This window comes from Bradyrhizobium sp. 61 (genome assembly GCF_023073075.1).
Classification (GTDB): domain Bacteria; phylum Pseudomonadota; class Alphaproteobacteria; order Rhizobiales; family Xanthobacteraceae; genus Bradyrhizobium; species Bradyrhizobium barranii.
This window is the reverse complement of the sequence record NZ_JADPIU010000003.1, coordinates 91230-116811: the sequence shown is the minus strand read 5'-3', so window position 1 is coordinate 116811 and position 25582 is coordinate 91230. Positions and strand designations below refer to the sequence as shown.

Genomic DNA, 25582 nt, shown 5'->3' with positions numbered 1-25582 from the left:
CCGCATGCGCCGTATCAGCTTGATCCTCTCTGCTTTCCTCCTCTTCGTCCTCCCGGCGGCCTCTTCGCCTGCCGGCGCCGAGGATGCCATCGGCGTTGCCATAGACGATTTCAGCTACACCGATACGTCGGCCGAACCGGCCAACCAGACCGCCGCCCACGAGCGGCGGCTGTCGGCGTTCATGGCCGCGCTCAGGCGGGATATCAGTGCGGACGGCCGCTACCGGCCGGTGCCGTCTGCCCAGGACGGCGCGGCATTCAAGGTCATCGGCGGCATCCAGAAGACGAGCACGCTGGTGCAATGGGCCAAGGTCGCCGTGATCGACGTCGGCGCCAAGAAGCTCGTGATGGACAAGCTCTACACCTTCCGCGGCGACAATGATGAATCATGGGAGCGCGCCGAGATTTTCGTGTCTCGCGAGGTCATGGCCGCGCTCGCCACGCCCGCGCTTGCCGTGTTCGATTTCGAGCTCGAGGATACGACCGCCGCCTCGGCTGGCACTTCGGCCGCGTCGGATGCGTCGTATCTGGCCGAGGTCACCGGCAGCGTGCGCGAGGCGCTGGGCCAATCCGGCCGCTACCGCATCGTTGATGCCGGCGGCGAGGCGGTCAAGGCGCGCGCCTTGCGGGATTGCGGCGGCTGCGAGGCGGCGATCGCGCAAAAGCTCGGCGCGGATCAGTCGTTGATCGGCGTGGTGCGGCGGGTCAGCCGCACCGAATACACGCTCGGCTTCCAGGTCCGCGATGCCAGGACCGGTGCGGTGCTGTCGCGTGGCGACAGCGGCCTGCGCATGGGCGCCGACTATTCGTGGAAACGGGGTGCGGTCCGGCTGGTCAGTGATAAGCTGATCGGGAGCCAGTAACCGCGATACCAGCCCTAGAACGTCAGCTGCACCTTCATCGATTGCGAGCGGTCGCTGGCCAGTTCGAACGCGGCGACCGCGTTCTCGAACGGCATGGTGGCCGTGATCAGCGGTTTCACGTCGATCAGCCCTTCGCCCATCAGCCGCACCGCGAGCTCGAATTCGGGGTCGAAGCGGAAGGTGCCGCGGAGCTGCAATTCCTTGGCGACGATGGAGTTGATCGGCAGCGTCATCTCGCCGCCGAGACCGAGCTGCACCAGCGTGGCGCCGGGCCTGAGCACGTCGAGCGCCGTTCGCAGCGCGGCCTGGTTGCCGGAGGCCTCGAACAGGGTGTCGAACACGCCCTTGCCGGCGCGCCAGGGATCGAGCGCTGCGGCATCGGTCGCGACATTGATGGCGTGGGTGGCGCCGAGCTTCTTTGCGACCGCGAGCGGCGCGTCGGCGACATCGGTCACCACGATCTCGGACGCGCCGCCGAAGCGCGACACCAGGATCATCAGCGCACCAATCGGCCCGCAACCCGTGATCAGCACGCGTTTGCCGAGGAGGGGGCCGGCCTGTTTGCCGGCATGCAGGCACACTGCGAGCGGCTCGGCCACCGCAGCTTCCGCCAGCGACAGCTTGTCAGCAATCGGCACGGCTTGCGTGGCATCGACCGTGATGAACTCGCGAAAGCCGCCTTGGACATGGGGGAAACGCATCGCGCTGCCGAGGAAGCGCATGTCGAGGCACTGGTTGCGCATGCCTTCCTGGCAATGCAGGCACTGGCCGCACGGTCTGCTCGGATTGACGGCGACGCGCGTGCCCGGCTTCACATTGGTGACGCCGTCACCGACGGCCGCGACCACGCCCGCGATCTCATGGCCCAGCGCCATCGGCTGCTGGATGCGCACGACGCCGAAACCGCCGTGATGATAGTAGTGCAGATCGGAGCCGCAGATGCCGCCGTTCGCAATCTTGACGCGGACTTCGCCCGGGGCGGGGGCTGGATCGGGATAGCTGTCGATCCGCAGGTCTTTCGGGGCGTGGATGACGACGGCGCGCATGGTCTCGTTCCCTTAGGCTTTCGCGATTACATCGCGGCGATCATGCCGCCATCGACATAGATGATCTGTCCGTTGACGTAGGTCGAAGCGTCCGACGCCAGGAAGATCGCCGCGCCCACCAGCTCGTCCGGCCTGCCCCAGCGCTTGGAGGGAATGCGGCCCATCAGCCAGTTGTTGAAGTCGGTGTTGTTGACCAGCGCCTCGTTCATGTCGGTCAGCATGTAGCCGGGGCCGATCGCATTGGCCTGGATGCCGTGCTGGGCCCATTCCACCGCCATCGAGCGGGTCAGGTTCTTGATGCCGCCCTTGGCCGCGGTGTAGGGCGCGATGGTGGGACGGGCGAGCTCGCTGCCGAGCGAGCCAATATTGATGATCTTGCCACGCTTGCGCGGGATCATGCGCTTGCCGGCCTCGCGGCCGATCACGAAGGCGCTGGTGAGATCGGTCTCGATCACCTTGCGCCATTCGTCGGTGGTGAACTCGACCAGCGGCTTGCGGTGCTGGATGCCGGCATTGTTGACGAGAATGTCGACCGCGAGCCCTTCGCGGTCGAAGCGCTCGAAGGCCGCGACGATCGCGGGCTCATCGGTGACGTTGAACGCGGCGCCCTCGGCCTGATGACCGGCGGCGCGAAACTCGGCGACGGCCTGCTCGACGCGCTTGGGGTCGACGCCGTTGATGATGATCTTGGCGCCGGCCTTGGCCATGCCCTCGGCAATGGCGCGGCCGAGCCCGCGGGAGGAGCCGGTCACGAGTGCGGTGCGGCCGGAAAGGTCGAAGAGGGCGGTGCTCATCTCAAGAAATCCTCAGACGTTGGAGCGACGCACGGTCAGATCGGAGCGGTCGAATACGGCGGGCAGAAGGTCGACGCCGAGGCCGGGCCCTTCCATCGGATAGACAAAGCCGTCCTTGATCGTCGGCATCGTGGTGACGAGCTCATTGTACCAGCCCCTGTAGAAGGCGCGCACTGATTCCTGGATCAGCGTGTTGGGCTGGCTGAACGACATGTGGATGGCCGCGATGAAGCCGATCGGGCCGATGCAGTCATGCGGCGCAAACGGGCGGTGATAGGTCTCGGCCATCGCCGCGATCTTGCGGCCTTCGGTGAGGCCGCCGGTCCAGCACAGATCCGCCATCACCACATGCATGGCGTCGCGGTCGAGCATGTCCTTGTAGGGAAAGCGCGAGCCCAGCGTCTCGCTGGCGCAGACCCAGACGTCGGTCGAGCGGGCATATTCGGCCAGCGCCTGCGGCGAGTTCATCCGGATCGGGTCTTCGTACCAGGTCGGCTTGTAGGGCTCGAGCGCGCGCGCGATCTGCTTGGCGGTCGGCAGGTTCCAGAGCGAGTGGAGCTCGACCATGATCTCCATCTTGTCGCCGACGGCCTTGCGGATCTTCTCGAACGGTTCGATCGCCCGCTTCATCTGGGCTGCGGTGATGTAGAGGCCCTTGTTCTCCTGTGCCGCCGGATCGAACGGCCAGATCTTCATCGCGGAGATGCCGCTCTCCAGCAGGCTTTCGGCCAGCGCGTCGGCGTGGTGCATGAAGCCGTCGAGGTCTTCGTAGGGGCCTTTGGAGGCGCCGAGATTCCAGTTGGCGACCGGGCTGATATTGATCGAGCGGACATATTGCGTGCCGGCGCAGGTGTTGTAGATGCGCTGCTTGTCGCGGCAGAGGCCACCGAGCATCTGGTGCACAGGCTGATTGCAGACCTTGCCGAACAGATCCCATAGCGCGATGTCGATTGCGGAAGCTGCGCGATACTCGACGCCGGTCGAGGACTGCGCCATCGGCAGGTTCAGCATGTCGCGGTGGATCGCCTCGATGTGCAGCGGATTGCGGCCGAGCAGGCGGCCGGCAAAGGTGTCGTGGATCTGCGCTTCGACCGCGCCCGCGCCATAGAAGGTTTCGCCGAGACCGATCATGCCCGTGTCGGTGTGAACGCGCACCCAGATGACGTTGGAAAATTCCTCGGTGCGCAGCGTCTCGATTGACGTGATCTTCACGGCAACAATCCTCCCATCACAGGCGCCTCGCGCCTGACGTCTCATTTCGCACTGCAACATGTTGCAGGTCGCGCGAACGTCTTACGCCTGCTTGTAATATATCACAACATGTTTTAAGAGTCCCACAACTATGGCGCCACCCAGCAATGAGAGCGCGGTTGACAGGAGGACGACATGGCACGGCGCAAGCGCGCGCTCGAGGTGGTGAGAAACGAGGACGACGGCGAGGGCAAGCCCTCCCGGCGCAACCGGCTCAACTTCTTCGAGCTGGCTTACCAGAGGATCGAAGAGCTGCTCGTCCACTGCGAGCTCAAGCCCGGACAATTCATGACGATGCTGGAATTGCAGCACATCACCGGCTTCGGGCGCACACCGGTGCATCACGCCGTCAATCGTCTCTCCGCCGATACGCTAATCATCATCCGTCCACGCCACGGGCTGCACATCGCGCCGATCGATCTTGCGCGCGAGCGGATGCTGCTGGCCTTGCGCCGCGACATGGAGCGCTTTGTCGTGCGGCTCGCGGCCGATCGCGCCAGCCTGTCGCATCGCAATCAGGCGCTGCACATCGAGCGCCTGCTGCGCGAACGCCGCGCCACCCTGACCCTCGACGAATTCAACAGCATCGATCGCCGCATCGACGCGCTGGTGCTGGAAGCAGCCGGCGAGCCCTTCCTGGTGCACACGCTGCGGCCGTTGCACACGCTGTACCGCCGCATCGGCTACATCCACCATCGCTTCATGCCGGGACAGGCCGAACTGTCAGGCACGATCGATCGCCACCTCGCCATTCTCGTTGCGGTCGCCGGCCGCCATGTCGAGGACGCCGTGAAGGCGAGCGATGCGTTGATCGACTACATGGACCACATGTTCACGGGCATGGAGGCGGGGATCGATCCGCGCCTGCTCGATTGCAGCATCGAGCCGCTGCTCGGCACGTAAGAAAGTTTTGAAGAGAGGACCAAAGATGTTAACGACGGCGATGCCACAACCGACCGCGAGCGAAGCCGCGGTCCGCTACCTCATCACGAACTACAGTCCCAAGGGCAACAAGGTCGGCTGGCTGATGATGGCCTCGATCCTGGTCGAAGCCTGGGATCTCTATTCGATCGCCTTCGTGCTGATCTTCATCAAGGAGCAGTACAATCCCGATCCGCTGATGCTCGGTCTCGCTGCAGCCGGCACGCAGGGCGGCGCCCTGATCGGCGCGCTGCTCGGCGGCTGGCTCTCCGACAAGATCGGCCGCCGCGTCATGTTCCTGGTGACGATGGTGCTGTTCATCGTGCTCGCGCTGGCGCAGGCCTTCGTGCCGAACGTGACCTGGCTCATCGTGATCCGCTTCCTGCTCGGCATTCCGCTCGGCTCGGATATTTCGACCGGCTACACCTACATCATGGAATCCATGGCCAAGGGTGAGCGCGAGGTCATGGGCAATCGCTGGCAATTCATGTTCGCCGTCGGTGAAGTTCTCACCATCGGTGTCATCGTGATCTTCCTGCTGATCGACATGCAGCACGAGATGCTGTGGCGCGTGACGCTCGGTCTCGGCGCGGTGCCGGCGCTGATCATCCTGATCATGCGTCACGACGTGCCGGAGACGGCGGTGTGGCTGGTGCAGAAGGGACGTTACCGCGAGGCCAAGAAGGTCGCGCGCGAGATGTTCAACGACAATCTCGACATGCTGCCGGACCAGGACGTGAAGGTGCCGAAGGTCAGCACACGTGCCTTCATCGCTGACCTCAGGAAGGACCCGATCCGCTGGCGCGCCACGATCTACGGCTGGATCGCCTGTTTCGCGCAAGGCAGCGAGTTCTCGACCTTCGCATTCTATCTGCCGGTGCTGTTCGTGATGGTTGGCGTGTCGAGCGTGCTCGGCATCAATCTGGTGACGATGGCGCTGTTTTCCTTCGCGGCTCTGTCCGGCTGGGTCGGTCCGCTGCTGACGCCCAAGATCGGCCACCGCGGCATCTCGATCGCCGGTTTCAGCATCGTGCTGGCCTCGCTGCTGGTCGCGGCCTTCGCGCTCTACACCGACAACAAGATCCTGCTGCCGTTCGCAGCGGCCGCCATGTTGTGGGGCCATTATTGGGACGCGTCGAACTGCATGACGATCCCGACCATGGTTGCGAAGCCCAAGTATCGCGGCACGGCCAGCGGCTTCGCCTACATGTTCGTGAAGTTGCCGTCGTTCCTGGCGATCTTCCTGTTCCCGACGGTGTTCGCGGCGATCGGCCAGGCGAATGCCACGCTGATGGTCGCGATCTTCCCGCTGATCGGATTGCTCGCCGCAATCTTCATCCTGCCGGAAGTCTACGGCTACGAGAACGACTAACGCGTTGCCCGGTCGCGGCCTTGTGGCCGCGATCGGGCTTTTCCCGCTACGGGCTCAGGAAGACGGGATCGATCCCGGTCCCATGGCCGAGCAGGCCGATCGCCTGAAGCTGGGCGCTGTGCAGGTCGATCTCCACGATCGCGAACAGGGTGAGCAGCACCACGACCGAGACGACGAGTAGGGGGTGGAATGTCCCGCCACCTTGTTCCCGCGCGGTGAAGCTGTGATGCGACCGACGCAGGGAAAAGCTCTGCGGCAACGCCTTTGATTGACTCTGCATGATGGACCTCCGTGCCGCGCCGTGTGAGGCTGCGCGACGCGAAGAAGCATAGGTCCGGCTTTGGCGGCGACATTGATGAGCCGCAAATTGCGCGCGATTACCAGATCGCAGCCGCAAGCGCTGCGATCAAGGCGGGTGGCGTCACCAGCAGCCCCAGCTTGAGGAACGGCCAGGCGCCGACCTCGATTTTTTCGCGGCGGAGCGCGACCAGCCACAGGATGGTCGCGAGCGAACCGGTGATCGAGAAATTCGGTCCCAGGTCGACGCCGATCAGGATGGCGCTGACGACCGGGGTGGGCAGGTGATCGGCGGCCACGATCGACCCGGCGACGAGGCCGACCGGCAGGTTATTGGCAATATTGGTGGCGATGGCGGTGGCGATCCCAACGCTCCAGCCGGCCCCGGGTACGGACTGCGCGACGGCCTCGTGCAGAAGTGCGCTGAGATGGCCGATCACGCCAGTCTTCACCAGTGCTTCCACCATCACGAAAAGCCCGCCGACCAGCGGCAGCACGCTCCAGGACACGTGCTTCAGTACCGGCATGGGCGACTGACGGCTGAGCAGCAGGACGAGGCCGGTCGTCACGGCGCCGCAGATGAAGGTCGGCAGGCCAAGCTGCTTGTCGAGCGCGGAGGCCGTGATCAGCACGACGCCGATCGCAGCAATGCCGATCGCGGTCAGCTTGCCGCCGCGGCTGAGCACCTTGTGCGGCACGCGGCGCTCGATGATCTCCTGTTTCAGCGCGCGATGCTGGGTGATGCGCAGTACGACATAGGTCAGCACGATCGAGGCGAGCGAGGGCAGGGCGAACTGACGCAGCCATTCGGTCAGATGCGGCATGCGCGAGCCGAACACCACGAGATTGGCGGGGTTCGAGATCGGCAGCACGAAGCTTGCGGCGTTCGCGATGAAGGCGCAGACGAAGAGATAGGGCAGCGGCTTGGCGCCGGCTGCGCGCGTGGCGGCGTAGACGGCGGGTGTCAGCACGATCGCGGTGGCGTCATTGGAGAGCAGCACGGTGACGACGGTGCCCACGAGATAGATCAGCAGAAACAGCCGCTGCGGCGAGCCGGCTGCATATTCGACCGCGAGGGCGGCGAGATAGTCGAACAGGCCTTCGAGCCGGGCGAGCTCGGCGATCAGCATCATGCCGATCAGGAAGAGATAGACGTCGACGCCTTTCTCGATGCCGGTGAGCGCGTCCTGCCACGGCAGGAGGCCGAGCAGCACCAGGGCGCCGGCGCCGATCACGGCCCAAATCGCCTCGGGCAGGCGAAAAGGCCGGATGATGACGCCTGCGGTCGCGGCGACGATGATGCTCCAGGCCCAGATGGCGTCAGACGGCACGTTCAGTCCTTGAGGTTGGGTCGGTTCATTCGGCAGCGATAACCGATGCTGGAGCCGCTGTCTTCCCCTGTGCCTGCAAGGTGCCACGCCGGGTCTCGGGCAAAGCGAGGAGGCAGACGATGGCACCAATCGCGGCGACCGCGCCGAGCGTGATGAACGCCGCGCTGTAGCCGGCTCCGACCACGACGAGGCCCGCAAGCGTCGTCGACAGTGCCGCGCCGATGCTCTGGGCGGTGATGACGGCGCCCTGCGCGACGTTGAAGCGGCCGGTGTTGCGCATGAGGTCGGCGACGATGACGGGGAAGATCGCGCCAAAGATGCCGGCGCCGACGCCATCCAGAAGCTGCACGCCGACCAGCCAGAACGGATTGTCGGAGAGCGTATAGAGCGCGCCGCGAATGGGCAGGATCAACAATGCGGCGAGGAAGAAGCGCTTGTGGCCCCAGCGGTCGGCCTTCGCGCCAACCAGCATCGCGAACGGCACCATCACTATTTGAGCTGCGACGATGCAGGCCGACATCAGGCTGGTGCCCATGTTCTTGTCCTGCAGCGCGAGCTTTTGCCCGACCAGCGGCAGCATGGCCGCGTTGGACAGGTGAAACAGCACGACGCAGACCGCGAAGACGAGGAGGGGGCGGCAGGTCAGGAGCACCGTGAGACCTGAAGGCTGCTCCGGCTGGTCACCGGTATCGGCGTCGTGCAGCCCGCGCGCGAGGTCGTGGTCGATGGCGTGAGCGGGGATCGCGAGAATGCTCACGAGGCTTGCGACCGCCATGGCAGCGAGAAGGTAGAACACGACGGTCGGACCGAACCAATAGGCGGAAAGTCCCGCCAGCCCGGCGGCGACTGCATTGCCGGCGTGATTAAAGGTCTCGTTGCGGCCGATCCGCCGGGTGAAGGCGGCATGACCGAAGATGCCGAGCGAGACGGCGGCGATCGCCGGCGGAAAGATCACGGCGGCGGCCTGCGCGATGCCTTGCGAGACCGCGACCGGCAGGAAGGCGGGAAACAGCGGCAGCGACAGTGACGCCAGCGTCACCATGATGGCGGCGATGACCATCGCCAGCCGCTTCGCCCGCGTCGCATCGATCAGCGCGCCGGCCGGCGTCTGCGCCACGATGCCGGCAATGGTCGCAATCGACATCACGAGGCCGATGCGCGCCTCGTCCCAGTGCTGCTCGGTGAGGAGATAGACGGCGAGATAGGGCCCAAGCCCGTCGCGGACGTCGGCGAGGAAGAAGTTGGCCGCATCTAGCGCGCGGCCGGCGCGTCTCGTCTGGTCGGTGGGGTGATGGGAGGCCTGGCTCGACATCGGTCTCTCGATCGAGGCTGGGAAGCGACCGGCCAGAAACCGATCTCACGCCACCTTTGTTCCACTCTTCAAAACTTCACGGCCAGCAGCACCGCACCGGCGCCGATCATGGCGATGCCGAGCCAGCCCTGTGGGGTCGGACGCTCGCCGAGAAAGGTGAAGGCGAAAAGAGCCACCAGCACGACGCTGAGCTTGTCGATCGGCGCCACCAGCGTCGCCGGGCCAAGCTTCAGCGCACGGAAATAGCACAGCCAGGACGCGCCGGTCGCAAGCCCGGACAACACCAGGAACAGCCAGGTCTTCGACGAGACCGCCGACGGCACCGCGAACTGGCCGGTGAAGAACAGCAGCACCGAGAAGGCGAGCAGCACCACGATGGTGCGGATGAACGTCGCCAGATCCGGATTGATGTTCTCGACGCCGACCTTGGCGAAGATCGCGGTGAGTGCCGCAAAGCAGGCCGAGAGCAGCGCCCAGGTCTGCCAGGCCGAGAGGAGGGCGGGTTTCATCGGTTATCTCTCACCTTGCCGCCGCCAACTTTTCGGTGATCGCCTTGCGCAGGATACGCGACAGCGATTCCACGGAGTACGGCTTCTGGATCAACTCGAACCCGCGATGCGCGTTCTCGGCGAGGACGTTGCTGTAGCCGCTGGTGAGCACGACGGGCAGGCCCGGATAGCGTTCGCGGATGACGCCGGCGAGCTCGACCCCGTTCATGCCGGGCATGATGACGTCGGAGAAGACGAGGTCGACGGCGAATTCGTTCTCGCCGAGAATGCCGAGCGCCGCATTGGCGTTGGCGACCCGGCGGACGACATAACCGAGATCTTCCAGCAGCTCGGTCGAGAACTGGCCGACGTCGTCATTGTCCTCGACAACGAGCACGCGATAGCCGCGCCCGGTGGTGGCGGCTTCGCTGGTCAGTGCCGCAGCGTCCTTCTCCGCGGCGGGACTGTGCGCCTGCGGCAGGTAGATGGTGAAGGTCGCGCCTTCGCCGCGCGTGCTCGTCACCGCGATGTCGCCCTCGGACTGCTTTGCGAAGCCGAAGGCCTGGCTGAGGCCGAGACCGGTGCCCTTGCCGACCTCCTTGGTGGTGAAGAACGGCTCGAAGATGGCGTCGATGTTTTCAGGGGCGATGCCGCTGCCGGTGTCCGCAACCGAGATCGCGACATAGTCGCCGCCGCGCGCCGACTGCGCACGCAGGCTCGGGATGCCCGCGACCTTGCGCACGGCGATGGTGAGGCGGCCTTCGCCATCCATGGCGTCGCGGGCGTTGATGGCGAGGTTGATCAGCGCGGTCTCGAACTGCGCGATGTCGGCCACCGTGAAGCAGTCGGCATCGTTCACCTCGACGGCGATCGCGATGCGGCCGCCGACCAGTGGCCGGACCAGTTGCGCCACGGCCTCGACCTGGCTGCCGACGTTGAAGATCTGCGGCTTCAGCGGCTACCTGCGCGCAAAGGCCAAAAGCTGCGCGGTGAGCTTGGAGGCGCGCTCCACGGTGTCGGAGATGGCGTCGACATAGCGGCGGCGGCGTTCTTCCGGCAGCTCGCGGCGGCGCAGGAAGTCGGTCGCGGAGCGGATGATGGTGAGGAGGTTGTTGAAGTCGTGGGCGACGCCGCCGGTGAGCTGGCCGATCGCCTCCATCTTCTGCGACTGGCGCAGCGCTTCCTCGCCGCGACGGCGCTCGGTGATGTCGACGGCTTCGGGCACCGCACCGGTGATGTTGCCGTGGCGGTCGAGCACCGGGCGCATGCCGAAGTCGAAATCGCGCTCCCCGATGGGTAGGCGCAGGCGCATCTCCAGCCGCACCGCTTCGCCTCTGAGCACGGTGTCGAAGGCCTCGCGCACGACGGCGCTCATGCCCTGGGTCTGGTTGAACCAGGGCGTGTCCCAGAACGGTTTGCCGATGACGTCGCGGGCCTCCACGCGAATGCCATCGAGCGCAGTCCGGTTCGCGTAGAGCAGCTCGCCCCTGAGATTGACCAGCCCCTGATACTGGTTGCTTGTCTCCAGGATCGCGCGCAGCCGCGCCTCGTTGGATTCGAGCTCGGCGGTGCGCTCGGTGATGCGCTCCTCCAGCGTCTCGTTGAGTCGCCTCAGCTCGATCTCGGCCTGCTTGGCGGCGGTGATGTCGTGGGCGACGCCGATGAAGCCGATGTGCTTGCCGGTCGGGTCCCAGCGCGGCTGCGATTCCGAGCGCAGCCACCGCCATTCACCGCTGGCGTTCTTGTAGCGCGCTTCCAGCACGAACGGCTTCAGCGACGCTTCGCCCTGGACGGATTGCTGCAGCACATGCGGCAGGTCGTCCGGATGCAATATCTTGCGCCAGTCGAAATCGATGGCCCGTTCGTAGGGCAGGCCGATGAAGTCGACATAGGCCTGGTTGGCGAAGGAGCGCGTGCGGTCGAGCTTTGTGACCCAGATCGGCACCGGCGCGCTGTCGGCGATCAGCCGGAAGCGCTCCTCGCTCTCGCGCAGCGTCTCGCGCGCGAGCGCCTGGGCGGTGATGTCGATATGGGCGCCGACGAGGCGAATGGCGCGGCCGTCACTGTCGCGCTCGAACTTGGCGACGACGCGGATCCAGCGGGTCTCGCCGTCGTTGGGGCGGATGATGCGGTATTCGGCGGTGTAGTCTTCGTTCGTCCCGGCCAGCGCATCGAGGAAGTGCTTGACCGCGGCGTCGCGATCCTCGGGATGGATGCGGTTGACCCAATCCTCATGCGACTCGTCGGTGGCATCCGCCGGCAGCCCGTGGAGCATCAGATATTCCGGCGAGCGGCGGTTCTTGAAGCCTTCGCGGAAGTCGACCTCGAGGCCGCCGACCTTGCCGATGCGCTGGATACGCGCCAGCTCTGCCTCGCGCTCCTGGAGCGCGTGATAGGCGTTGTCGCGCTCGCGCGCGATCTCTTCGAGGTGCTGGCGCAGCCTTTCGGCGGCGGTGGTATCGGGCAAGGGATCGTTCAAGGTGTCGGCCGTTGTGATGCAAGAGCGCACGTGCCGGGCCGATATTCCCACAGACAAAGCGTGATAGCCATTACTCAAAAGGGGATAAAGACGGAAAGGGCCACCGATCGCAGGGGCGGGTATGAACGAACGCCGGGTCTGGCTATTTGTTCCCGAATGTTGGAACGATGAGCCCCCGCGCGCGTATTTGCGAGGCGTCGCAACTCTTAATCATAAGACTCCCTTCCCGAAGAGGCTAAATCTTGAAGCTCTTTGTCTGCCAGGACTGCGGCAACGTCCTCTATTTCGAGAACCGCGCCTGCGAACGCTGCGGCCACCGCGTCGCGTTCCTGCCGGAGAAGGAGACGATGTCGGCGATCGAGCCCGACGGCGGGGCCTGGATGACGCTCGCCGGCAAGGGCAAGGGGCGGATGCTCTGCCGCAATGCCGAGTACGATGCGTGCAACTGGCTGACGGATGCGGGCGATACCACCGGCTATTGCCGCGCCTGCCGCCACAACGGCATCGTGCCCGATTTGTCCGATCCGGTTCAGCTCGCCGGCTGGCGCGAGTTGGAGGTGGCGAAGCACCGGCTGTTCTATTCCCTGATCCGCTGGAAGCTGCCGCTCCAGACGCGGCAGGAAAATCCCGAACATGGGCTGATCTTCAATTTCCTCGCCGACGATCCGAACAGCGGGCAGAGGATCATGACCGGCCACGACAACGGCCTGATCACGATCGCGCTAACCGAGACCGACGAGATCGAGCGCGAGCGGCGCAGGCTCGAGATGGGCGAGCCCTACCGCACGCTGCTCGGGCATTTTCGCCACGAGGTCGGCCATTACTTCTGGGACGCGCTGGTGCGCGAGGGCGGCAGGCTGGAGGAATGCCGCGCCGTGTTCGGCGACGATTCCGCCGATTACGGCCAGGCCTTGCAGCTCCATTATGCCGAAGGCGCGCCGCCGGACTGGCAGCAGACCTACGTCTCGGCCTACGCCACCACGCATCCCTGGGAGGATTTCGCCGAGACTTGGGCGCACTACCTCCACATCGTCGATACCCTGGAGATGGCCTCCGAGTTCGGCATGGAGGTGCGCCCCCGGGTCGATCGCGACGGGGAGTTGACGGCGCGCATCCGTTTCAACCCCTATGAGACGAGGGACGTCGAGGCGCTCGTCAATGCATGGCTGCCCTTCACCTTCGCCATCAACAGCGTCAACCGCGCCATGGGGCTGCGCGATCTCTATCCTTTCATCCTGTCGCCGGCGGTGGTCGGCAAGCTGGGATTCATTCACGGCTTGGTCAGGGACGTGGCCAAGGCCGCGAAGCCGTAGGTCCGCTCATGGGCTGACCAGGCCGATTTCGGTCTTGCGCTGGTACGCCAGAGGGCGCGGATTTAGACCGTTGCCTCCGGCCGATTTTGATGTACCACGGGGGTCACACGGCCCGTCCCCGCAGGCCCCACCGGCCAGGGAAGGGTCCCGCCCAAGGTCGAGACTCAAGAAAAGCATGTTCAAACGCATTCTGATCGCCAATCGCGGCGAAATCGCCTGCCGGGTCATCAAGACCGCTCGCCGCATGGGAATTCAGACGGTTGCGGTCTATTCCGAGGCCGACCGCGATGCCCTCCATGTCGAGATGGCCGACGAGGCCGTGCTGATCGGCCCGCCCGCAGCCGCCGAGAGCTATCTGGTGATCGAGAAGATCGTGGAGGCCTGCCGCAAGACGGGCGCCGAGGCCGTGCATCCCGGCTACGGCTTCCTGTCCGAGCGCGAGGCGTTTCCGCGCGCGCTGGAGGCTGCCGGCATCGTCTTCATCGGCCCGAACCCGGGCGCGATCGCCGCGATGGGCGACAAGATCGAATCCAAGAAGGCCGCCGCGAAAGCCAAGGTCTCGACCGTGCCGGGCTATCTCGGCGTCATCGAGGACGACAAGCACGCGGTCAAGATCGCCGACGAGATCGGCTATCCCGTGATGATCAAGGCCTCCGCCGGCGGTGGCGGCAAGGGCATGCGCATTGCGCATTCAAAGAGCGAGGTTGCCGAGGGCTTCAACCTTGCCAAGGCCGAGGCGAAGGCCTCGTTCGGCGACGACCGCGTCTTCGTCGAAAAGATCATCGTCGATCCCCGCCACATCGAGATCCAGGTGCTGGGCGACAAGCACGGCAACGTCATCTATCTCGGCGAGCGCGAATGCTCGATCCAGCGCCGCAACCAGAAGGTCATCGAGGAGGCGCCGTCGCCGCTGCTCGATGAGGCCACCCGCCGCAGGATGGGCGAGCAGGCCGTCGCGCTGGCCAAGGCGGTGAATTACGACTCCGCCGGCACCGTCGAATTCGTCGCAGGGCAGGACAAGAGCTTCTTCTTCCTGGAGATGAACACGCGCCTTCAGGTCGAGCATCCCGTCACCGAGCTCGTCACCGGCATCGACCTCGTCGAGCAGATGCTCCGCGTCGCCGCCGGCGAGAAGCTCGCGATCACCCAGAAGGACGTTACGCTCACCGGCTGGGCGGTGGAATCCCGCCTCTACGCCGAGGACCCGTTCCGTAACTTCCTGCCCTCGATCGGGCGCCTCGTGAAGTATCGCCCGCCGGCCGAAGCCAGCCAAGACGGCATCACCGTGCGCAACGACACCGGCGTGCAGGAGGGCGGCGAGATCTCGATCCATTACGATCCGATGATCGCCAAGCTCGTCACGCATGCGCCGTCGCGCGCGGCCGCGATCGAGGCGCAGGCCACCGCGCTGGATTCGTTCTATGTCGAGGGTATCAGGCACAACATCCCGTTCCTGTCGGCGCTGATGCACCATCCGCGCTGGCGCGAGGGACGGCTCTCGACCGGTTTCATCGCCGAGGAATTCCCCAAGGGCTTTGCTGTGCGCGTGCCCGAAGGCGAGGTCGCGCGTCGGATCGCGGCGGTCGGCGCCGCCATCGACCACGTGCTCGGCGAGCGCAAGCGACAGATATCGGGCCAGATGGGCGGCCGCATCGTGCAGCGCGAGCGTCGCCGCGCGGTCTGGCTCGACCGCCAGGAGATTCTGCTCGAGGTCGGACGCGAGGGCGAGGCGATCGCGATCCGGTTCGTCGATGCCGAAGGCAAGGCCGGCAACGCGCATCTGCTGCAGTCGCCGTGGAAGCCGGGCGATCCGGTCTGGCAGGGCACCATCGACGGCCATTTCGTCGCGGTGCAGGCGCGCCCGATCGCCAACGGCATCCGCCTTGCGCACCAGGGCGTCGAGGTGCCGGTCTATGTCTGGACCGAGGCGGAAGCAGCCTCGGCACGGCTGATGCCGGTGACCACGGCCTCCGACACCGGCAAGAAGCTGCTCTGCCCGATGCCCGGCCTTGTGGTCTCGATCGCGGTGACCGAAGGGCAGGAGATCAAGGCCGGCGAGACGCTCGCGGTGATCGAAGCCATGAAGATGCAGAATGTGCTCCGCGCCGAGCAGGACGGTACGGTGAAGAAGATCCACGCCAGCGCGGGCGCGACGCTCGCGGTGGACGCGCTGATTCTGGAATTTGCGTAAAGCAAGTGAGTGGGGCCCTCACTGGCCCCACCAACATCGTCATTGCGAGCGCAGCGAAGCAATCCAGACTGCCTCTGCGGAAAGATTCTGGATTGCTTCGCTGCGCTCGCAATGACGGAGTATGTTGCGGCTGCGTCGCAACAGTTGAGAGGGCACCATGGCCTTTCGTTCCCGCCGCGAAAAACTGCGTTCGATCCTGACGGGCTCGGCCTGCGTTCATCCCGGCTCGGTCTATGACGCGATCTCCATCCGCATCACCGAGGATCTCGGCTTTCCGCTCGGCATGTTCGGCGGCTCGGTGGCCTCGCTCGCGGTGCTCGGCGACCCCGATGTCACGCTGATCACACTCACCGAACTTGCCGAGCAGATGCGGCGGATGTCGCGCGCGGCGACGCTGCCGGTGCTGGTCGATGCCGATCACGGCTATGGCAATGCGCTCAACGTGCGCCGCACGGTGCAAGAGCTGGAGACCGCTGGCGCCGCCGGGCTCACCATCGAGGACACGCTGTTGCCGGCCGCGTTTGGCGAGGCGAAGACACAGCTGATCTCGCTGGAAGAAGGCGTCGGCAAGATGAAGGCGGCGCTCGATGGCCGCAGCGATCCCTCGCTCGTCATCATGGGCCGCACGGGAGCTGCCTCGGTCACCTCGATCGAGGATGCGATCCGCCGCGCCAGCGCCTATGAGGCGACCGGCGTCGACGCGCTGTTCTTCACCGGCGTCAAGTCGCGCGCCGAGCTCGAAGCCATCGTAGCCGCAACGCATCTCCCCATCGTGCTCGGCGGCGCGCCGGACGAACTGAACGCGATTGACTATCTCGCCAGTCAGCGCGTCCGCATCGCGCTTCAGGGCCACGCGCCGATCGCGGCTGCCACGCAGGCCGTCTACGAGACGCAGAAAGCGTTGCGCGAGGGCACGCCGCCGAAGAACCTCAAGGGCCTCCCGTCGCCGGACCTGACCAACCGCGTCATGCGCGAGACCGACGTCAAGGCGCGCAGCGCCGGCTTTCTCGGGCTGAAAAAATGAGCCGGGCGATCCTCCAGGTCATGATCCGCGGCCGCGTGCAGGGCGTCGGCTACAGGGCCTGGGTCGAGTACCAGGCAACAACGAGTGGCCTCGAGGGCTGGGTTCGCAACCGCCGCGACGGCAGCGTGGAAGCACTGTTCGCAGGCACACCGAAGCATGTCGCCGACATGGTCGCGCTGTGCCGCCACGGCCCGCCGTCATCGCGTGTGGATAGCGTGACGAGCGAGACGGCCGGTGCGGATGAGTTGAACCTGCGGAGGGCAGGGGAAGCGTTTTCGGTGTTGCCGACGGTGTGAGAGCGGATTCTCTTTCCGCGCGGGCGGTGCGCTCCCTCGCCCCGTTCTTACGGAGAGAGGTGAAAAATTACCGCGGCAGCTTCGAGATCGCCTCGCTCAGCTCGTGAATCTCGTAGGGCTTGCGCAGGATCGGGAAGTCGCCGCGGACATCGGCGGCGGCTTCGCTGTAGCCGGTGGCGAGCAGGATCGGCAGGCCAGGGTGGATCTGGCGCAGATGATGGGCGAGACCGAGCCCGTCCATCTTGCCGGGCATCACGATGTCGGTGAACACGAAGTCGACGCCGTTCTTCTCGAGCTCGCGCAAGGCGGACTCGGCGTCGGCAACCCGGTGCACGCGATAGCCGAGCTGCTCCAGCAATCCGATGCTGACGAGCGCGACGTCGGGATTGTCCTCGACCAGCAGCACGGTGCCGCTACCGGGAACCGGCACTGCTTCAGGGATATCGATTGGTGCGGTCGCGGTTTCGCGCGGCAGCAGGATGGTGAAGGTCGTGCCCTTGCCGAGCTCGCTTGCGACCTTGACCGTGCCGCCCGCCTGATGAGCGAAGCCGTGCACCTGCGACAGGCCGAGGCCGGTGCCTTTTCCGACGGGTTTGGTCGTGAAGAACGGTTCGAAGATCTTGTCGACCACGTCGGAGGGGATGCCAAGCCCGGTATCGGCGACGGTGATGGCGACGTACTCGCCGCTGTGGAGCGGATCGTTCAGGACGACGTTGCGTGCGCCGACCGTCACCGTACCGCCGTCGGGCATGGCATCGCGAGCGTTGATGACGAGGTTGAGCAGCCCTGTCTCGAGCTCGGCAACATCAGCCTTGACCGACCAGACCTCGCGGTCGATCTCGAAGGCGAGACGAACGGCGCTCCCGACGCCGGCGTGAAGCACTTCGCGGATCGCCTCGATGCGGTCGCCGAAGCGGATCGCCTGGGGATTGACGCTCTGCCGCCGCGCGAAGGTCAGGAGCTGGGCGGTCAGTGCGGCGCCGCGCTTGGTTGCGGTCTCGATCGCGGACATCGCGCGCTGAATCTTGGCGTCGTCCTCATCGCGCTTCTTGAGGATGTGAAGGCTGCCGCTGATGATCATCAGGAGATTGTTGAAATCGTGCGCGACGCCGCCGGTGAGCTGCCCGAGCGCATCGAACTTCTGCGACTCGGCAAGCTGCCTCTGCATCGCTTCGAGCTTGAGCTGCGAATTGCGCCGCTCGGTGATGTCGCGGGTGATCTTGGCGAAGCCGACCAGGCTGCCGTGCTCGTAGATCGGATCGATGATGACGCTCGCCCAGAAGAATGTGCCATCCTTACGAACGCGCCAGCCTTCCTCCTCGTAGCGGCCATGGTCCCGCGCGATGCCGAGGGCACGCGCGGGCTTGCCGTTGGCGCGGTCGGTCTCGGTGTAGAAGCGCGAGAAATGCTGGCCGACGATCTCTTCGGGCGAATAGCCCTTGATCCGCTCGCCGCCGATGTTCCAGCTCGTGATGATCCCGGTGGGATCGAGCATGTAGAGCGCGTAGTCCGCGACTCCTTCCACCAACAGCCGAAAACTGCGCTCGCTTTCGAACAAGTCTCTCTGTTGACTGGACTTTGTCGTCATTCTCAACCCGCCTGGAACCGGGGCAAACGCCCCGAAGGGCGTTTGGTTCCCGTTCTCTGGGCCGTTTTTAGGCAAATACGACGGACGGTATACAGGACGCAAGCCGCCGAGCGCTCTTGACAATCAGTCGCGCTCGTCAGATATTTCTGTTATGACAGAAATAACCGGAAAGAAGAAACTGCCCACCGCCGTCGAGCGCTTCATCCTGCATTGGGGCGACATGGGGGACGGGTGGGGCGTCAACCGCTCGGTCAGCCAGATCCACGGGCTGCTTTATCTCGCCGAGGCGCCGATGACGGCCGAGGACATCGCCGACACGCTCGGCATGGCGCGCTCCAACGTCTCCAACTCGCTGAAGGAGCTGCTCGCCTGGAACCTGATCCGGCGGGTGCCAATCCTCGGTGACCGCCGCGACCATTACGAGGCCGAGACGGACATCTGGGAGGTCGCCGCGAGAATTGCGGCACGGCGCAAGGAGCGGGAGCTCGATCCGGCGATCACGGCGCTCCGGGCCTGCGTGTCAGATGCCGCGGACGATCCGACCATCAATCCGGTCGCAGCCAAACGGCTGAAGGAGATGCTCGCCTTCACCGAGCTCGCCGACCACTGGTTCATGCAGATGCTGAAGGTGCCGCGACCGCGGCTGGTCGCCTTGATGCGGCTAGGCGAGAAGATCGCCAACCTGCTGCCGCTGGGCAAGGCCAAATAGCGTTGAGGAGGGTGCGATGACGTCGGCTCGATTATCAGGCTCCAGCGCATCTCCCTCAGCTCACGTCAAACTACTCGACGACCGCCGCTTCCGCGCGTTGCTGTCGGATGAGGACTGGGGCCGCCTGCCGCTCGCGGCCTGGCGGCGCTTTTCGAAACGCGTCGCTGACGGCGACAGCGTCGTCTATGTCGGCGTGGTCGACGAGGTCAGCTTCAGCGAGATCGGCTGGTGGTTCGCGCAAGCCGCCCGCCTGATCGGAGGACCGCTGCCAACCGGCCGCGACACCGGCGTCACCATGATCGTCACCGTCACCGAGGACGGCGCGACCGGCGGCCAGACCTGGACCCGCATCTGCGCGCGCAAGCGCGGCTTTCCGCAAGTGATCCATTCCGCCAAGCGTTTTGCCGGCCCGACCGGGCTCGAGGAATATGTCGGCTTCGGCGTCTCGATGGCGCTCCGCATCGCGGTCGAGGGACAGGCGCTGACCTTCCGTAGTGCCGGTTACGGACTCCAGCTCGGACGCTTGTGGATCCCGCTGCCGCAATGGCTCACGCCCGGCGATCTCACGGTGACGCATAGCGATCTCGGCGAGGGCGCCTTTCGTTTCACCCTCGATGTCACTCACCCGCGTTACGGCGCGCTGATCCACCAGTCCGCCGTCTTCAGGGAGGCCGTATCATGACGCCGCTGTTGTGGACCCTCATCGCCATCCAGATCGTGATGGGCGTGTTCGACACCTTCTATCACCACGAATTCACCGAGCGCCTGGCGTGGCGCCCGTCGCAGCGTTTCGAGCTGAAGCTGCACGGCATCCGCAACATGCTCTATGCGCTGCTGTTCCTGCTGCTCGGCTGGTTGGAGGTTTACGGCGTGCTGGCGATCCTGATCGTGGCAGTCCTGGTCGCCGAGATCGTCATTACGCTGATGGATTTCGTCGAGGAGGATCTGAGCCGCAAACTGCCGCCGAGCGAGCGGATTAACCACACGCTGCTCGCGATCAACTATGGCGCCATCCTGGTGCTGCTGCTGCCGGTGCTGATCGAATGGGCGACGCAGCCGTTCGGCGTGAGTGTCGTGTATCAGGGCCTGCTCAGCATCGCCGCCACTGCCTGCGCAGTCGGTGCAGCGCTCTGCGGCGTCAGGGACTTTGCCGCGATGCGCCGGCTCGGCCGCATGCGAAGCGTGCCCGCGCACGGGCTCGTCGAGAAGCTCCGCGGCCGCAAGACCGTGCTGATCACTGGCGCCACCGGCTTCATCGGCAGCCGCCTTGCCGCGAGCCTCAGCGGGGCAGGGCACGACGTCATCGCGCTGATCCGCAACCCCGCGAAGGCCGAGATGCTGCCGCCGCCGGTCACGCTGATCACCAGCCTCGATCAGCTCGCATCGGACACGCCAATCGACGCCATCGTCAATCTCGCTGGCGAGCCGATCGGCAACGGCCTCTGGACCGAGGCGAAGCGCGCGAAGATTCTTGGCTCCCGCATCGACATGACCGGCGAGGTCGTAAAACTGATCGCGCGACTCGAGCGCAAGCCGGAGGTGCTCGTCAGTGGCTCCGCGATCGGCTGGTACGGCCTGTGGGCCGACCAGGTGCTGACGGAATCGGCGAAGTCGCATGCGTGCTTCAGCCACGAGCTGTGCGCTGCCTGGGAGAAGGCGGCCCGGCCGGCCGAGGAGCTCGGCGTCCGCGTGGTCTGTCTGCGCATCGGCCTCGTGCTGGGCACCGAAGGCGGCTTCATCACGCGCATGCTGACGCCGTTCGAGTTCGGCCTCGGCGGTCCGCTCGGCACCGGGCGGCAGTGGATGTCCTGGATCGAGCGCGACGATCTGATCCGGCTGATTGCCTATGTGATGGCGACGCCCGATCTCACTGGGCCCGTCAACGCCACCGCGCCGATCCCCGTCACCAACGCAAAATTCACCGAGGAGCTCGGCCGCCGCCTGCACCGGCCCGCGGTGTTTCGTATCCCCGGCGGCCTGTTGCGCCGGATCGGCGGCGGCTTTGCCGACGAACTCCTGCTCGGCGGTCAGCGCGTGCTGCCGAACAAGGCGCTGAGCCGCGGCTTTGTGTTCAGGCACGAAACGTTGCGCAGCGCGTTCGAGGCGATCCTGTGAGGTGATGTCATGTCCCGGGAGAGACGTGCGCGCGCGCTGGACGGCTGGTTTCGTGGGTGCTTGGCGGCAACAGCTGTCCTGGACCTCACGATTCTCATGCAAGCAAAAGGGCCTCCGATTAGTTTTAACCAAATCGCTGGGCTCTGTCTCTTTGCAGTCTTGTTCGTTCCGACGAGCCTGATGGTGACGTGTCTTCTCACGGGCCTTCCAGCCGGTCTTCTGATCTGGTTCGGCGAATGGCTGCGTATCCGCTCTGTACTGTTTTACACTGCTGCGGGTGTCGCGATTGGTTTGCTGGTTCGTGCGCTGATTTTCGGGATCGTTCCCCCGTTCAGCGTCGCGTTCGCTGTGGCCGGATGCCTTGCGGGGCTCGTCTACTGGAGCGCCGCGGGCAGGCACGCGGGGCGGGACGCGCAATGGTGACGCTAGGCCGTTGCCACGCTCTTGAACGTCGCCGCCACCGCACGCAGCGCCGCGAGCTTGGCGGGATCGCTGACCTTCGAATGCAGCATCACCTTCGAGCTGCCGAGTTTCGGTAGCTTCTGCGCTGGCCCGATGTCGATCAGCCCGGGAGGCGCGATCCGGCGCGCGAGCGGCGCAATCGCGAGGCCAGCAAGCGCGGCCGCGACCACCGCGGTGACGCCGCCGCCGACAAAGCGTTCGCGCCAGGCGAGGCCGGCCTTGTCCAGCGCGCGGATGGCGACGGCGCGGACGCCGCAGGGCGGGGCGAGGGTTGCGAGCGGCAGCGGCTCACCCTTCGGCAAGGTGAAGCGTCGCGCGGCGAACCAGCCGAACTCGTCCTCCGTCAGCTTCTCGCCGCCGCGGCGGCTGCCTTCCTGGCGGACGATCACGGCATCGAGCTGACCTGCGTCGTAAGCGTCCTGCATCTCGCGCGAGAAGCCGATGGTGACGGCGAGGGTGAGGCTTGAGGACATCGCGTGCAGGCGTTCGAGCAGCGGCACCAGCTCGGGGCCCGCGGCGTGATCGGAGATGCCCAGCGAGAGTGACTGCGCAGTCGATGTTTCGCCCGACAGCGCGCGGTCATGCGCCTCCATCAGCGCGCGGGCGCGATCGAGGAACGCGGCGCCGTCGGCCGTGAGCCGGACCGCGCGCGGCGAGCGCTCGACGAGCCGTTTACCCAGCAATGTCTCCAGCCGCTGAAGCTTCAGGCTGACGGCGGCCTGCGTCGTGCCGAGTGCTTCGGCGGCGCGCGTAAAACTCTGGAGGTCGGCGACCAGCAGGAAGGCCTTGATGGTGGCGATGTCGAGCGTTGCTGTCATTATAAATTGTTATCACTGGTATCAACAGAGATAAGATACCAAAATGACAGAGCAAGGTCTACCTTCTCATCAACGCCGCGCAAACTCCGCGCAGCATCTTGAGGAGAACCACCATGCCCCTGATCACCGTGTCCTACACCACCTCCCGCCAGTCGCCGTCGCTGAAGGCCGACATCGCAAGCGCCGTGTCCGAGCTCACCGCAAAGATTCTGCACAAGGATCCCAAGGTGACCGCCATCATCGTGAAATCGGTCGACGCAGGCGACTGGTTCGCCGGCGGCAAGTCGCTCGCCGAACAGAAGCTTGCGAGCTACTGGATCGACATCCATGTCAGCGAAGGCACCAACACCAAGGACGAGAAGGCGACCTATCTCGCCGCAATGTTCAAGCGCATGGCCGAGATTTTGGGCCCGCTGCATCCCGAGACGTATCTCCATGTCGACGAGGTCAAGGGCGATGCCTACGGTTTTGGTGGCCTCACCCAGGAGCGGCGCTACATTGCCGGCAAGCTCGAAGTTGCGTTGCAGGCGGCGTGAGGTCGCTGGCCGCGGGTGAAGAAACTCACCCGCGGCCTGACGCCATCAGCTCGCCGCGCGGAACTGGACTTCGGCGTTGTTGATGAAGCACGTCTTGTCGAACAGCTTGAGGTCCAGCGGATTCGGCAGCCTGATATCGTCGAGGTCTGGGCACGGCTTCATCGACGGATCATAGGATCGGTCGATCTGCGAGATGAAGACGACGATCAGCCCCGCGTCGCGCGCGAAGGATTTCAGTGCGCGCACCTGAACAGCGAGATCAGGATTTTCCCGCCTCTGGTCGAGCAGTTGCAGATAGTCGATCACCACGATCGTGCCGCGAGGCGCCGCGGCCATCTGCTTGACGACGTAGTCGGCGCTGATGGCGTCGGAGCAGTCGATCTCGAACATGTCAGCGAATTGCGCGGGGTCCACGCCAATCGCCCGCAAGCGGTCGAAGACGTCTTTCTCGGTGTATTCGAGCGAGAAGAACGTAGCGCGATGGCCCGACTTCATGGCCTCCACCGCGAGTTCGAGGCTCATCAGGGTCTTGCCCTGGCCGGGGCGCGCGCCCACCAGCACCAGATCACCCGGCCGGAATTGCGGAAACAGGCGATTGGCGGGCGTCAGTGCGGCGGCCTTTGCCGCGAGCATGCTCCAGGCGGAAAACCCTTCCGTCGCAGCGATGCGGTCAAGCGCGTCGTGGAGCGGAATGCCAGCCTCGCGGGACAGGCGCTTCGCCTTGCGCTTCAGATGATAGATCGGCGCAGAGAGTCTCATCGTCAAAACCTCCCATTGCGAGCAGAAAGCGCAATCCCTCCTTATGCCTGGCGCTCGAACAGTCGGTCCGATGATCATTCGCCCGGCATGATGTCTGCTTTCCCGGCGGAGGGGGGAGGCGTGGGCGGCACCGGAAGCAAGCGTAACCGATTCCGCGACCGGCCGAGAACAGGCGCGGTGGGGCTCAAACAGAAAAAGTGCTAGACGGCCGCTTCCGCCACCAGCGCGCGGGTCGGCCCGAACAGCTCCTCGAACGCCTGGCGCAGCGCGACGTCGACATCGGCCATGGTCACGAGCTGGCCGAGATCGACCAGCGAGGTGACGCCGTAGCGGGGGTCGACGACGCCGCAAGGCACGATGCCGGCGAAATGGGACAGCTCCGGCTCGACATTGATGGCGATGCCGTGGAACGAGACCCAGCGCTTCAGCCGCACGCCGATCGCCGCGATCTTGTCCTCGTGCTCAGGCCCCTTGTCGGGCCGCTTCACCCAGACGCCGACCCGGTCCTCGCGCCGCTCGCCGCGGACGTTGAAGGCGGCGAGCGTCCGCAGGATCAATTCCTCCAGGCTCGCGACATAAGCCCGGACGTCCGGCCGGCGCCGTTTGAGGTCGAGCATGACATAGGCCACCCGCTGGCCGGGCCCGTGATAGGTCAGCTGCCCGCCGCGCCCGGTGGCAAAGGTCGGGAAGCGGGGATCGAGCAGGTCGGTTTCCTTGCCCGAGGTGCCGGAGGTGTAGAGCGGGGGGTGATCGAGCAGCCAGACCAGCTCGGGCGCCTCGCCGGCGGCGATCTGAGCGACTCGCGCCTCCATGGCGGCCACGGCCTCCGGATAGGGCACCGGCGCGTCCGAGATTCGCCACTCCACAGGCTCGCCGGTGGAGGCGGAAAACGACGTCAAATCGAGGTCTTGGCGGGGGTTTTGAGGCGAATTAACCATTGGCTAACCATAACGTGGTGATCATCTGGGGAGCAAATGCCAAGTCCTTTGGCTTAGGTCCCAAGTTGCGGCGGTCCTGACAGTGCCCACTCTCGATAAAGTCACCGTGGATCTCATGGTCGTCCTCGGGACGACCACCATGCCGATCCATCAAGTATTACGTCTTTCCCGCGGCGCCATCATCGAACTGGACGCAACCGAGGCCGACGAGGTCAAGGTTCTCGCCAACAATCTGCCGGTCGCCTCCGGCGTCGTGCTGGTCGACCGCAATCGGATCGCGGTCGAGGTCAAGCAGATGCTGCCACGCACGACGGGCACGCGGTAGCGGCCCGGGCACGCGGTAACGGCCTGGGCACGCGGGAGCGGCCCCGGGGTAGCCGGCAGGGCCGGGGCACTCGATAGGGCCGATCCGGGCAGGGGTCCGGATTTTTCCTGCCAAGCTTGTGGAATTCTGGGCCTTTGCAGGCTTGTACCCCTCTGATGGATTTGTTAGATCGGCGCCGTTGATCCGGCAGGCCTCAAGCCCTAAGCCGGCATCCCCAAAGCGCTCGTGGCGGAATTGGTAGACGCGCTGCCTTGAGGTGGCAGTGAGTAAAATCGTGGGGGTTCGAGTCCCTCCGAGCGCACCAAGGACATCTCCCTCCTAAATTGCTATCCGATTGAAATCGCAGCGAAATCCT

The 25582-nt window shown here is 65.3% G+C and carries 24 protein-coding genes, 1 tRNA gene and 1 pseudogene; 14 read left to right on the top strand and 12 right to left on the bottom strand.

From position 1 onward, the window contains the following. Window positions 1–4: 4 nt before the first annotated feature. Window positions 5–862 (top strand): DUF3280 domain-containing protein, encoded by an 858-nt coding sequence (locus IVB46_RS01165; RefSeq protein WP_247301808.1) that lies wholly within the window; start codon window positions 5–7, stop codon window positions 860–862. A gap of 14 nt (window positions 863–876) precedes the next feature. Here IVB46_RS01165 and IVB46_RS01160 read toward each other — a convergent pair whose 3' ends face one another. From IVB46_RS01160 to IVB46_RS01150, 3 genes are read right to left on the bottom strand one after another with little or no spacing between them, the layout of a single operon-like run. Next, entirely contained in the window at window positions 877–1908 is a 1032-nt protein-coding gene (locus IVB46_RS01160; RefSeq protein ID WP_247301812.1) for an L-idonate 5-dehydrogenase, read from the bottom strand. 26 nt (window positions 1909–1934) lie between these two features. Further along, window positions 1935–2702, bottom strand: a complete 768-nt coding sequence (locus tag IVB46_RS01155; protein WP_247301815.1) for an SDR family oxidoreductase — start codon at window positions 2700–2702, stop codon at window positions 1935–1937. A 12-nt stretch (window positions 2703–2714) separates the two neighbouring features. Next, window positions 2715–3914 (bottom strand): mandelate racemase/muconate lactonizing enzyme family protein, encoded by a 1200-nt coding sequence (locus IVB46_RS01150; RefSeq protein WP_247301818.1) that lies wholly within the window; start codon window positions 3912–3914, stop codon window positions 2715–2717. 174 nt (window positions 3915–4088) lie between these two features. Between IVB46_RS01150 and IVB46_RS01145 the strand changes: the two genes are divergently transcribed. Continuing rightward, window positions 4089–4856, top strand: coding sequence for a GntR family transcriptional regulator (locus IVB46_RS01145; protein WP_028152288.1), 768 nt, complete (start codon window positions 4089–4091; stop codon window positions 4854–4856). A 25-nt stretch (window positions 4857–4881) separates the two neighbouring features. After that, window positions 4882–6246 carry an MFS transporter gene (locus IVB46_RS01140; protein WP_063982669.1) on the top strand — a complete coding sequence of 455 codons (1365 nt, stop codon included), beginning with the start codon at window positions 4882–4884 and terminating at the stop codon, window positions 6244–6246. Between the two features lie 46 nt (window positions 6247–6292). Here the strand turns inward: IVB46_RS01140 and IVB46_RS01135 are convergent, their stop codons facing one another. From IVB46_RS01135 to IVB46_RS01115, 5 genes and pseudogenes are all read right to left on the bottom strand, one after another. Then, window positions 6293–6526, bottom strand: coding sequence for a hypothetical protein (locus IVB46_RS01135; RefSeq protein WP_247301821.1), 234 nt, complete (start codon window positions 6524–6526; stop codon window positions 6293–6295). A 97-nt stretch (window positions 6527–6623) separates the two neighbouring features. After that, on the bottom strand, window positions 6624–7874 hold the full coding sequence (locus IVB46_RS01130) for an arsenic transporter (protein ID WP_247301823.1): 1251 nt from the start codon (window positions 7872–7874) through the stop codon (window positions 6624–6626). A gap of 25 nt (window positions 7875–7899) precedes the next feature. Further along, window positions 7900–9186 (bottom strand): MFS transporter, encoded by a 1287-nt coding sequence (locus IVB46_RS01125; RefSeq protein WP_247301826.1) that lies wholly within the window; start codon window positions 9184–9186, stop codon window positions 7900–7902. 68 nt (window positions 9187–9254) lie between these two features. After that, on the bottom strand, window positions 9255–9695 hold the full coding sequence (locus IVB46_RS01120) for an EamA family transporter (RefSeq protein ID WP_208087381.1): 441 nt from the start codon (window positions 9693–9695) through the stop codon (window positions 9255–9257). 10 nt (window positions 9696–9705) lie between these two features. Beyond that, a pseudogene (locus IVB46_RS01115) lies at window positions 9706–12183 on the bottom strand (PAS domain S-box protein). Between the two features lie 212 nt (window positions 12184–12395). Between IVB46_RS01115 and IVB46_RS01110 the strand changes: the two are divergent. From IVB46_RS01110 to IVB46_RS01095, 4 genes are all read left to right on the top strand, one after another. Continuing rightward, window positions 12396–13466 (top strand): putative zinc-binding peptidase, encoded by a 1071-nt coding sequence (locus tag IVB46_RS01110; protein WP_247301831.1) that lies wholly within the window; start codon window positions 12396–12398, stop codon window positions 13464–13466. Between the two features lie 175 nt (window positions 13467–13641). Then, on the top strand, window positions 13642–15657 hold the full coding sequence (locus IVB46_RS01105; protein WP_247341670.1) for an acetyl/propionyl/methylcrotonyl-CoA carboxylase subunit alpha: 2016 nt from the start codon (window positions 13642–13644) through the stop codon (window positions 15655–15657). Window positions 15658–15814: 157 nt separating this feature from the next. After that, window positions 15815–16681: an isocitrate lyase/PEP mutase family protein gene (locus IVB46_RS01100; protein WP_247301835.1), complete on the top strand. Its 867-nt coding sequence runs from the start codon at window positions 15815–15817 to the stop codon at window positions 16679–16681. Next, complete coding sequence (locus IVB46_RS01095; protein WP_014494616.1) at window positions 16678–16977, top strand: acylphosphatase; 300 nt, start codon at window positions 16678–16680, stop codon at window positions 16975–16977. Before IVB46_RS01100 ends, IVB46_RS01095 begins: the two co-directional genes overlap by 4 nt. Before the next feature lie 67 nt (window positions 16978–17044). Here the strand turns inward: IVB46_RS01095 and IVB46_RS01090 are convergent, their stop codons facing one another. Continuing rightward, window positions 17045–18565 carry a PAS domain-containing sensor histidine kinase gene (locus IVB46_RS01090; RefSeq protein ID WP_247301837.1) on the bottom strand — a complete coding sequence of 507 codons (1521 nt, stop codon included), beginning with the start codon at window positions 18563–18565 and terminating at the stop codon, window positions 17045–17047. 151 nt (window positions 18566–18716) lie between these two features. Here IVB46_RS01090 and IVB46_RS01085 point away from each other — a divergent pair, with 151 nt between their 5' ends. From IVB46_RS01085 to IVB46_RS01070, 4 genes are read left to right on the top strand one after another with little or no spacing between them, the layout of a single operon-like run. Continuing rightward, window positions 18717–19274 carry a MarR family transcriptional regulator gene (locus IVB46_RS01085; protein WP_071912979.1) on the top strand — a complete coding sequence of 186 codons (558 nt, stop codon included), beginning with the start codon at window positions 18717–18719 and terminating at the stop codon, window positions 19272–19274. 16 nt (window positions 19275–19290) lie between these two features. Then, entirely contained in the window at window positions 19291–19956 is a 666-nt protein-coding gene (locus tag IVB46_RS01080) for a DUF4166 domain-containing protein (protein ID WP_247301839.1), read from the top strand. Then, window positions 19953–21389, top strand: coding sequence for a TIGR01777 family oxidoreductase (locus IVB46_RS01075; RefSeq protein ID WP_247341667.1), 1437 nt, complete (start codon window positions 19953–19955; stop codon window positions 21387–21389). The genes IVB46_RS01080 and IVB46_RS01075 overlap by 4 nt, the downstream gene beginning before the upstream one ends. A 9-nt stretch (window positions 21390–21398) precedes the next feature. Continuing rightward, window positions 21399–21812: a hypothetical protein gene (locus IVB46_RS01070; RefSeq protein ID WP_247341664.1), complete on the top strand. Its 414-nt coding sequence runs from the start codon at window positions 21399–21401 to the stop codon at window positions 21810–21812. 2 nt (window positions 21813–21814) lie between these two features. Here IVB46_RS01070 and IVB46_RS01065 read toward each other — a convergent pair whose 3' ends face one another. After that, window positions 21815–22669, bottom strand: a complete 855-nt coding sequence (locus tag IVB46_RS01065) for a LysR family transcriptional regulator (protein WP_247301848.1) — start codon at window positions 22667–22669, stop codon at window positions 21815–21817. 113 nt (window positions 22670–22782) lie between these two features. On the opposite strand from IVB46_RS01065, the gene IVB46_RS01060 reads away from it, so the two are divergent. After that, window positions 22783–23205 (top strand): 4-oxalocrotonate tautomerase family protein, encoded by a 423-nt coding sequence (locus IVB46_RS01060; protein ID WP_247301852.1) that lies wholly within the window; start codon window positions 22783–22785, stop codon window positions 23203–23205. Between the two features lie 45 nt (window positions 23206–23250). Here IVB46_RS01060 and IVB46_RS01055 read toward each other — a convergent pair whose 3' ends face one another. Together IVB46_RS01055 and lipB are read right to left on the bottom strand one after the other, a co-directional pair. Next, complete coding sequence (locus IVB46_RS01055; RefSeq protein ID WP_247301855.1) at window positions 23251–23964, bottom strand: DNA helicase; 714 nt, start codon at window positions 23962–23964, stop codon at window positions 23251–23253. A 200-nt stretch (window positions 23965–24164) separates the two neighbouring features. Then, window positions 24165–24902 carry a lipoyl(octanoyl) transferase LipB gene (lipB, locus tag IVB46_RS01050; protein WP_247341662.1) on the bottom strand — a complete coding sequence of 246 codons (738 nt, stop codon included), beginning with the start codon at window positions 24900–24902 and terminating at the stop codon, window positions 24165–24167. Window positions 24903–24984: 82 nt separating this feature from the next. On the opposite strand from lipB, the gene IVB46_RS01045 reads away from it, so the two are divergent. Both IVB46_RS01045 and IVB46_RS01040 read left to right on the top strand, forming a co-directional pair. Further along, entirely contained in the window at window positions 24985–25227 is a 243-nt protein-coding gene (locus IVB46_RS01045; protein WP_015685538.1) for a FliM/FliN family flagellar motor switch protein, read from the top strand. 219 nt (window positions 25228–25446) lie between these two features. After that, window positions 25447–25531: transfer RNA gene (locus IVB46_RS01040), tRNA-Leu, on the top strand. Window positions 25532–25582 lie beyond the last annotated feature (51 nt).

Bases quoted from the DNA above. Each gene is read 5' to 3' on its own strand.
- IVB46_RS01090 (WP_247301837.1), bottom strand. From the start codon at position 18,565: ATGACGACAAAGTCCAGTCAACAGAGAGACTTGTTCGAAAGCGAGCGC.
- IVB46_RS01080 (WP_247301839.1), top strand. From the start codon at position 19,291: ATGACGTCGGCTCGATTATCAGGCTCCAGCGCATCTCCCTCAGCTCAC.
- IVB46_RS01075 (WP_247341667.1), top strand. From the start codon at position 19,953: ATGACGCCGCTGTTGTGGACCCTCATCGCCATCCAGATCGTGATGGGC.
- IVB46_RS01055 (WP_247301855.1), bottom strand. From the start codon at position 23,964: ATGAGACTCTCTGCGCCGATCTATCATCTGAAGCGCAAGGCGAAGCGC.
- IVB46_RS01095 (WP_014494616.1), top strand. From the start codon at position 16,678: ATGAGCCGGGCGATCCTCCAGGTCATGATCCGCGGCCGCGTGCAGGGC.
- lipB (WP_247341662.1), bottom strand. From the start codon at position 24,902: ATGGTTAATTCGCCTCAAAACCCCCGCCAAGACCTCGATTTGACGTCG.
- IVB46_RS01125 (WP_247301826.1), bottom strand. From the start codon at position 9,186: ATGTCGAGCCAGGCCTCCCATCACCCCACCGACCAGACGAGACGCGCC.
- IVB46_RS01100 (WP_247301835.1), top strand. From the start codon at position 15,815: ATGGCCTTTCGTTCCCGCCGCGAAAAACTGCGTTCGATCCTGACGGGC.
- IVB46_RS01155 (WP_247301815.1), bottom strand. From the start codon at position 2,702: ATGAGCACCGCCCTCTTCGACCTTTCCGGCCGCACCGCACTCGTGACC.
- IVB46_RS01105 (WP_247341670.1), top strand. From the start codon at position 13,642: ATGTTCAAACGCATTCTGATCGCCAATCGCGGCGAAATCGCCTGCCGG.
- IVB46_RS01070 (WP_247341664.1), top strand. From the start codon at position 21,399: ATGTCCCGGGAGAGACGTGCGCGCGCGCTGGACGGCTGGTTTCGTGGG.
- IVB46_RS01165 (WP_247301808.1), top strand. From the start codon at position 5: ATGCGCCGTATCAGCTTGATCCTCTCTGCTTTCCTCCTCTTCGTCCTC.
- IVB46_RS01140 (WP_063982669.1), top strand. From the start codon at position 4,882: ATGTTAACGACGGCGATGCCACAACCGACCGCGAGCGAAGCCGCGGTC.
- IVB46_RS01120 (WP_208087381.1), bottom strand. From the start codon at position 9,695: ATGAAACCCGCCCTCCTCTCGGCCTGGCAGACCTGGGCGCTGCTCTCG.
- IVB46_RS01065 (WP_247301848.1), bottom strand. From the start codon at position 22,669: ATGACAGCAACGCTCGACATCGCCACCATCAAGGCCTTCCTGCTGGTC.
- IVB46_RS01145 (WP_028152288.1), top strand. From the start codon at position 4,089: ATGGCACGGCGCAAGCGCGCGCTCGAGGTGGTGAGAAACGAGGACGAC.
- IVB46_RS01085 (WP_071912979.1), top strand. From the start codon at position 18,717: ATGACAGAAATAACCGGAAAGAAGAAACTGCCCACCGCCGTCGAGCGC.
- IVB46_RS01135 (WP_247301821.1), bottom strand. From the start codon at position 6,526: ATGCAGAGTCAATCAAAGGCGTTGCCGCAGAGCTTTTCCCTGCGTCGG.
- IVB46_RS01060 (WP_247301852.1), top strand. From the start codon at position 22,783: ATGCCCCTGATCACCGTGTCCTACACCACCTCCCGCCAGTCGCCGTCG.
- IVB46_RS01160 (WP_247301812.1), bottom strand. From the start codon at position 1,908: ATGCGCGCCGTCGTCATCCACGCCCCGAAAGACCTGCGGATCGACAGC.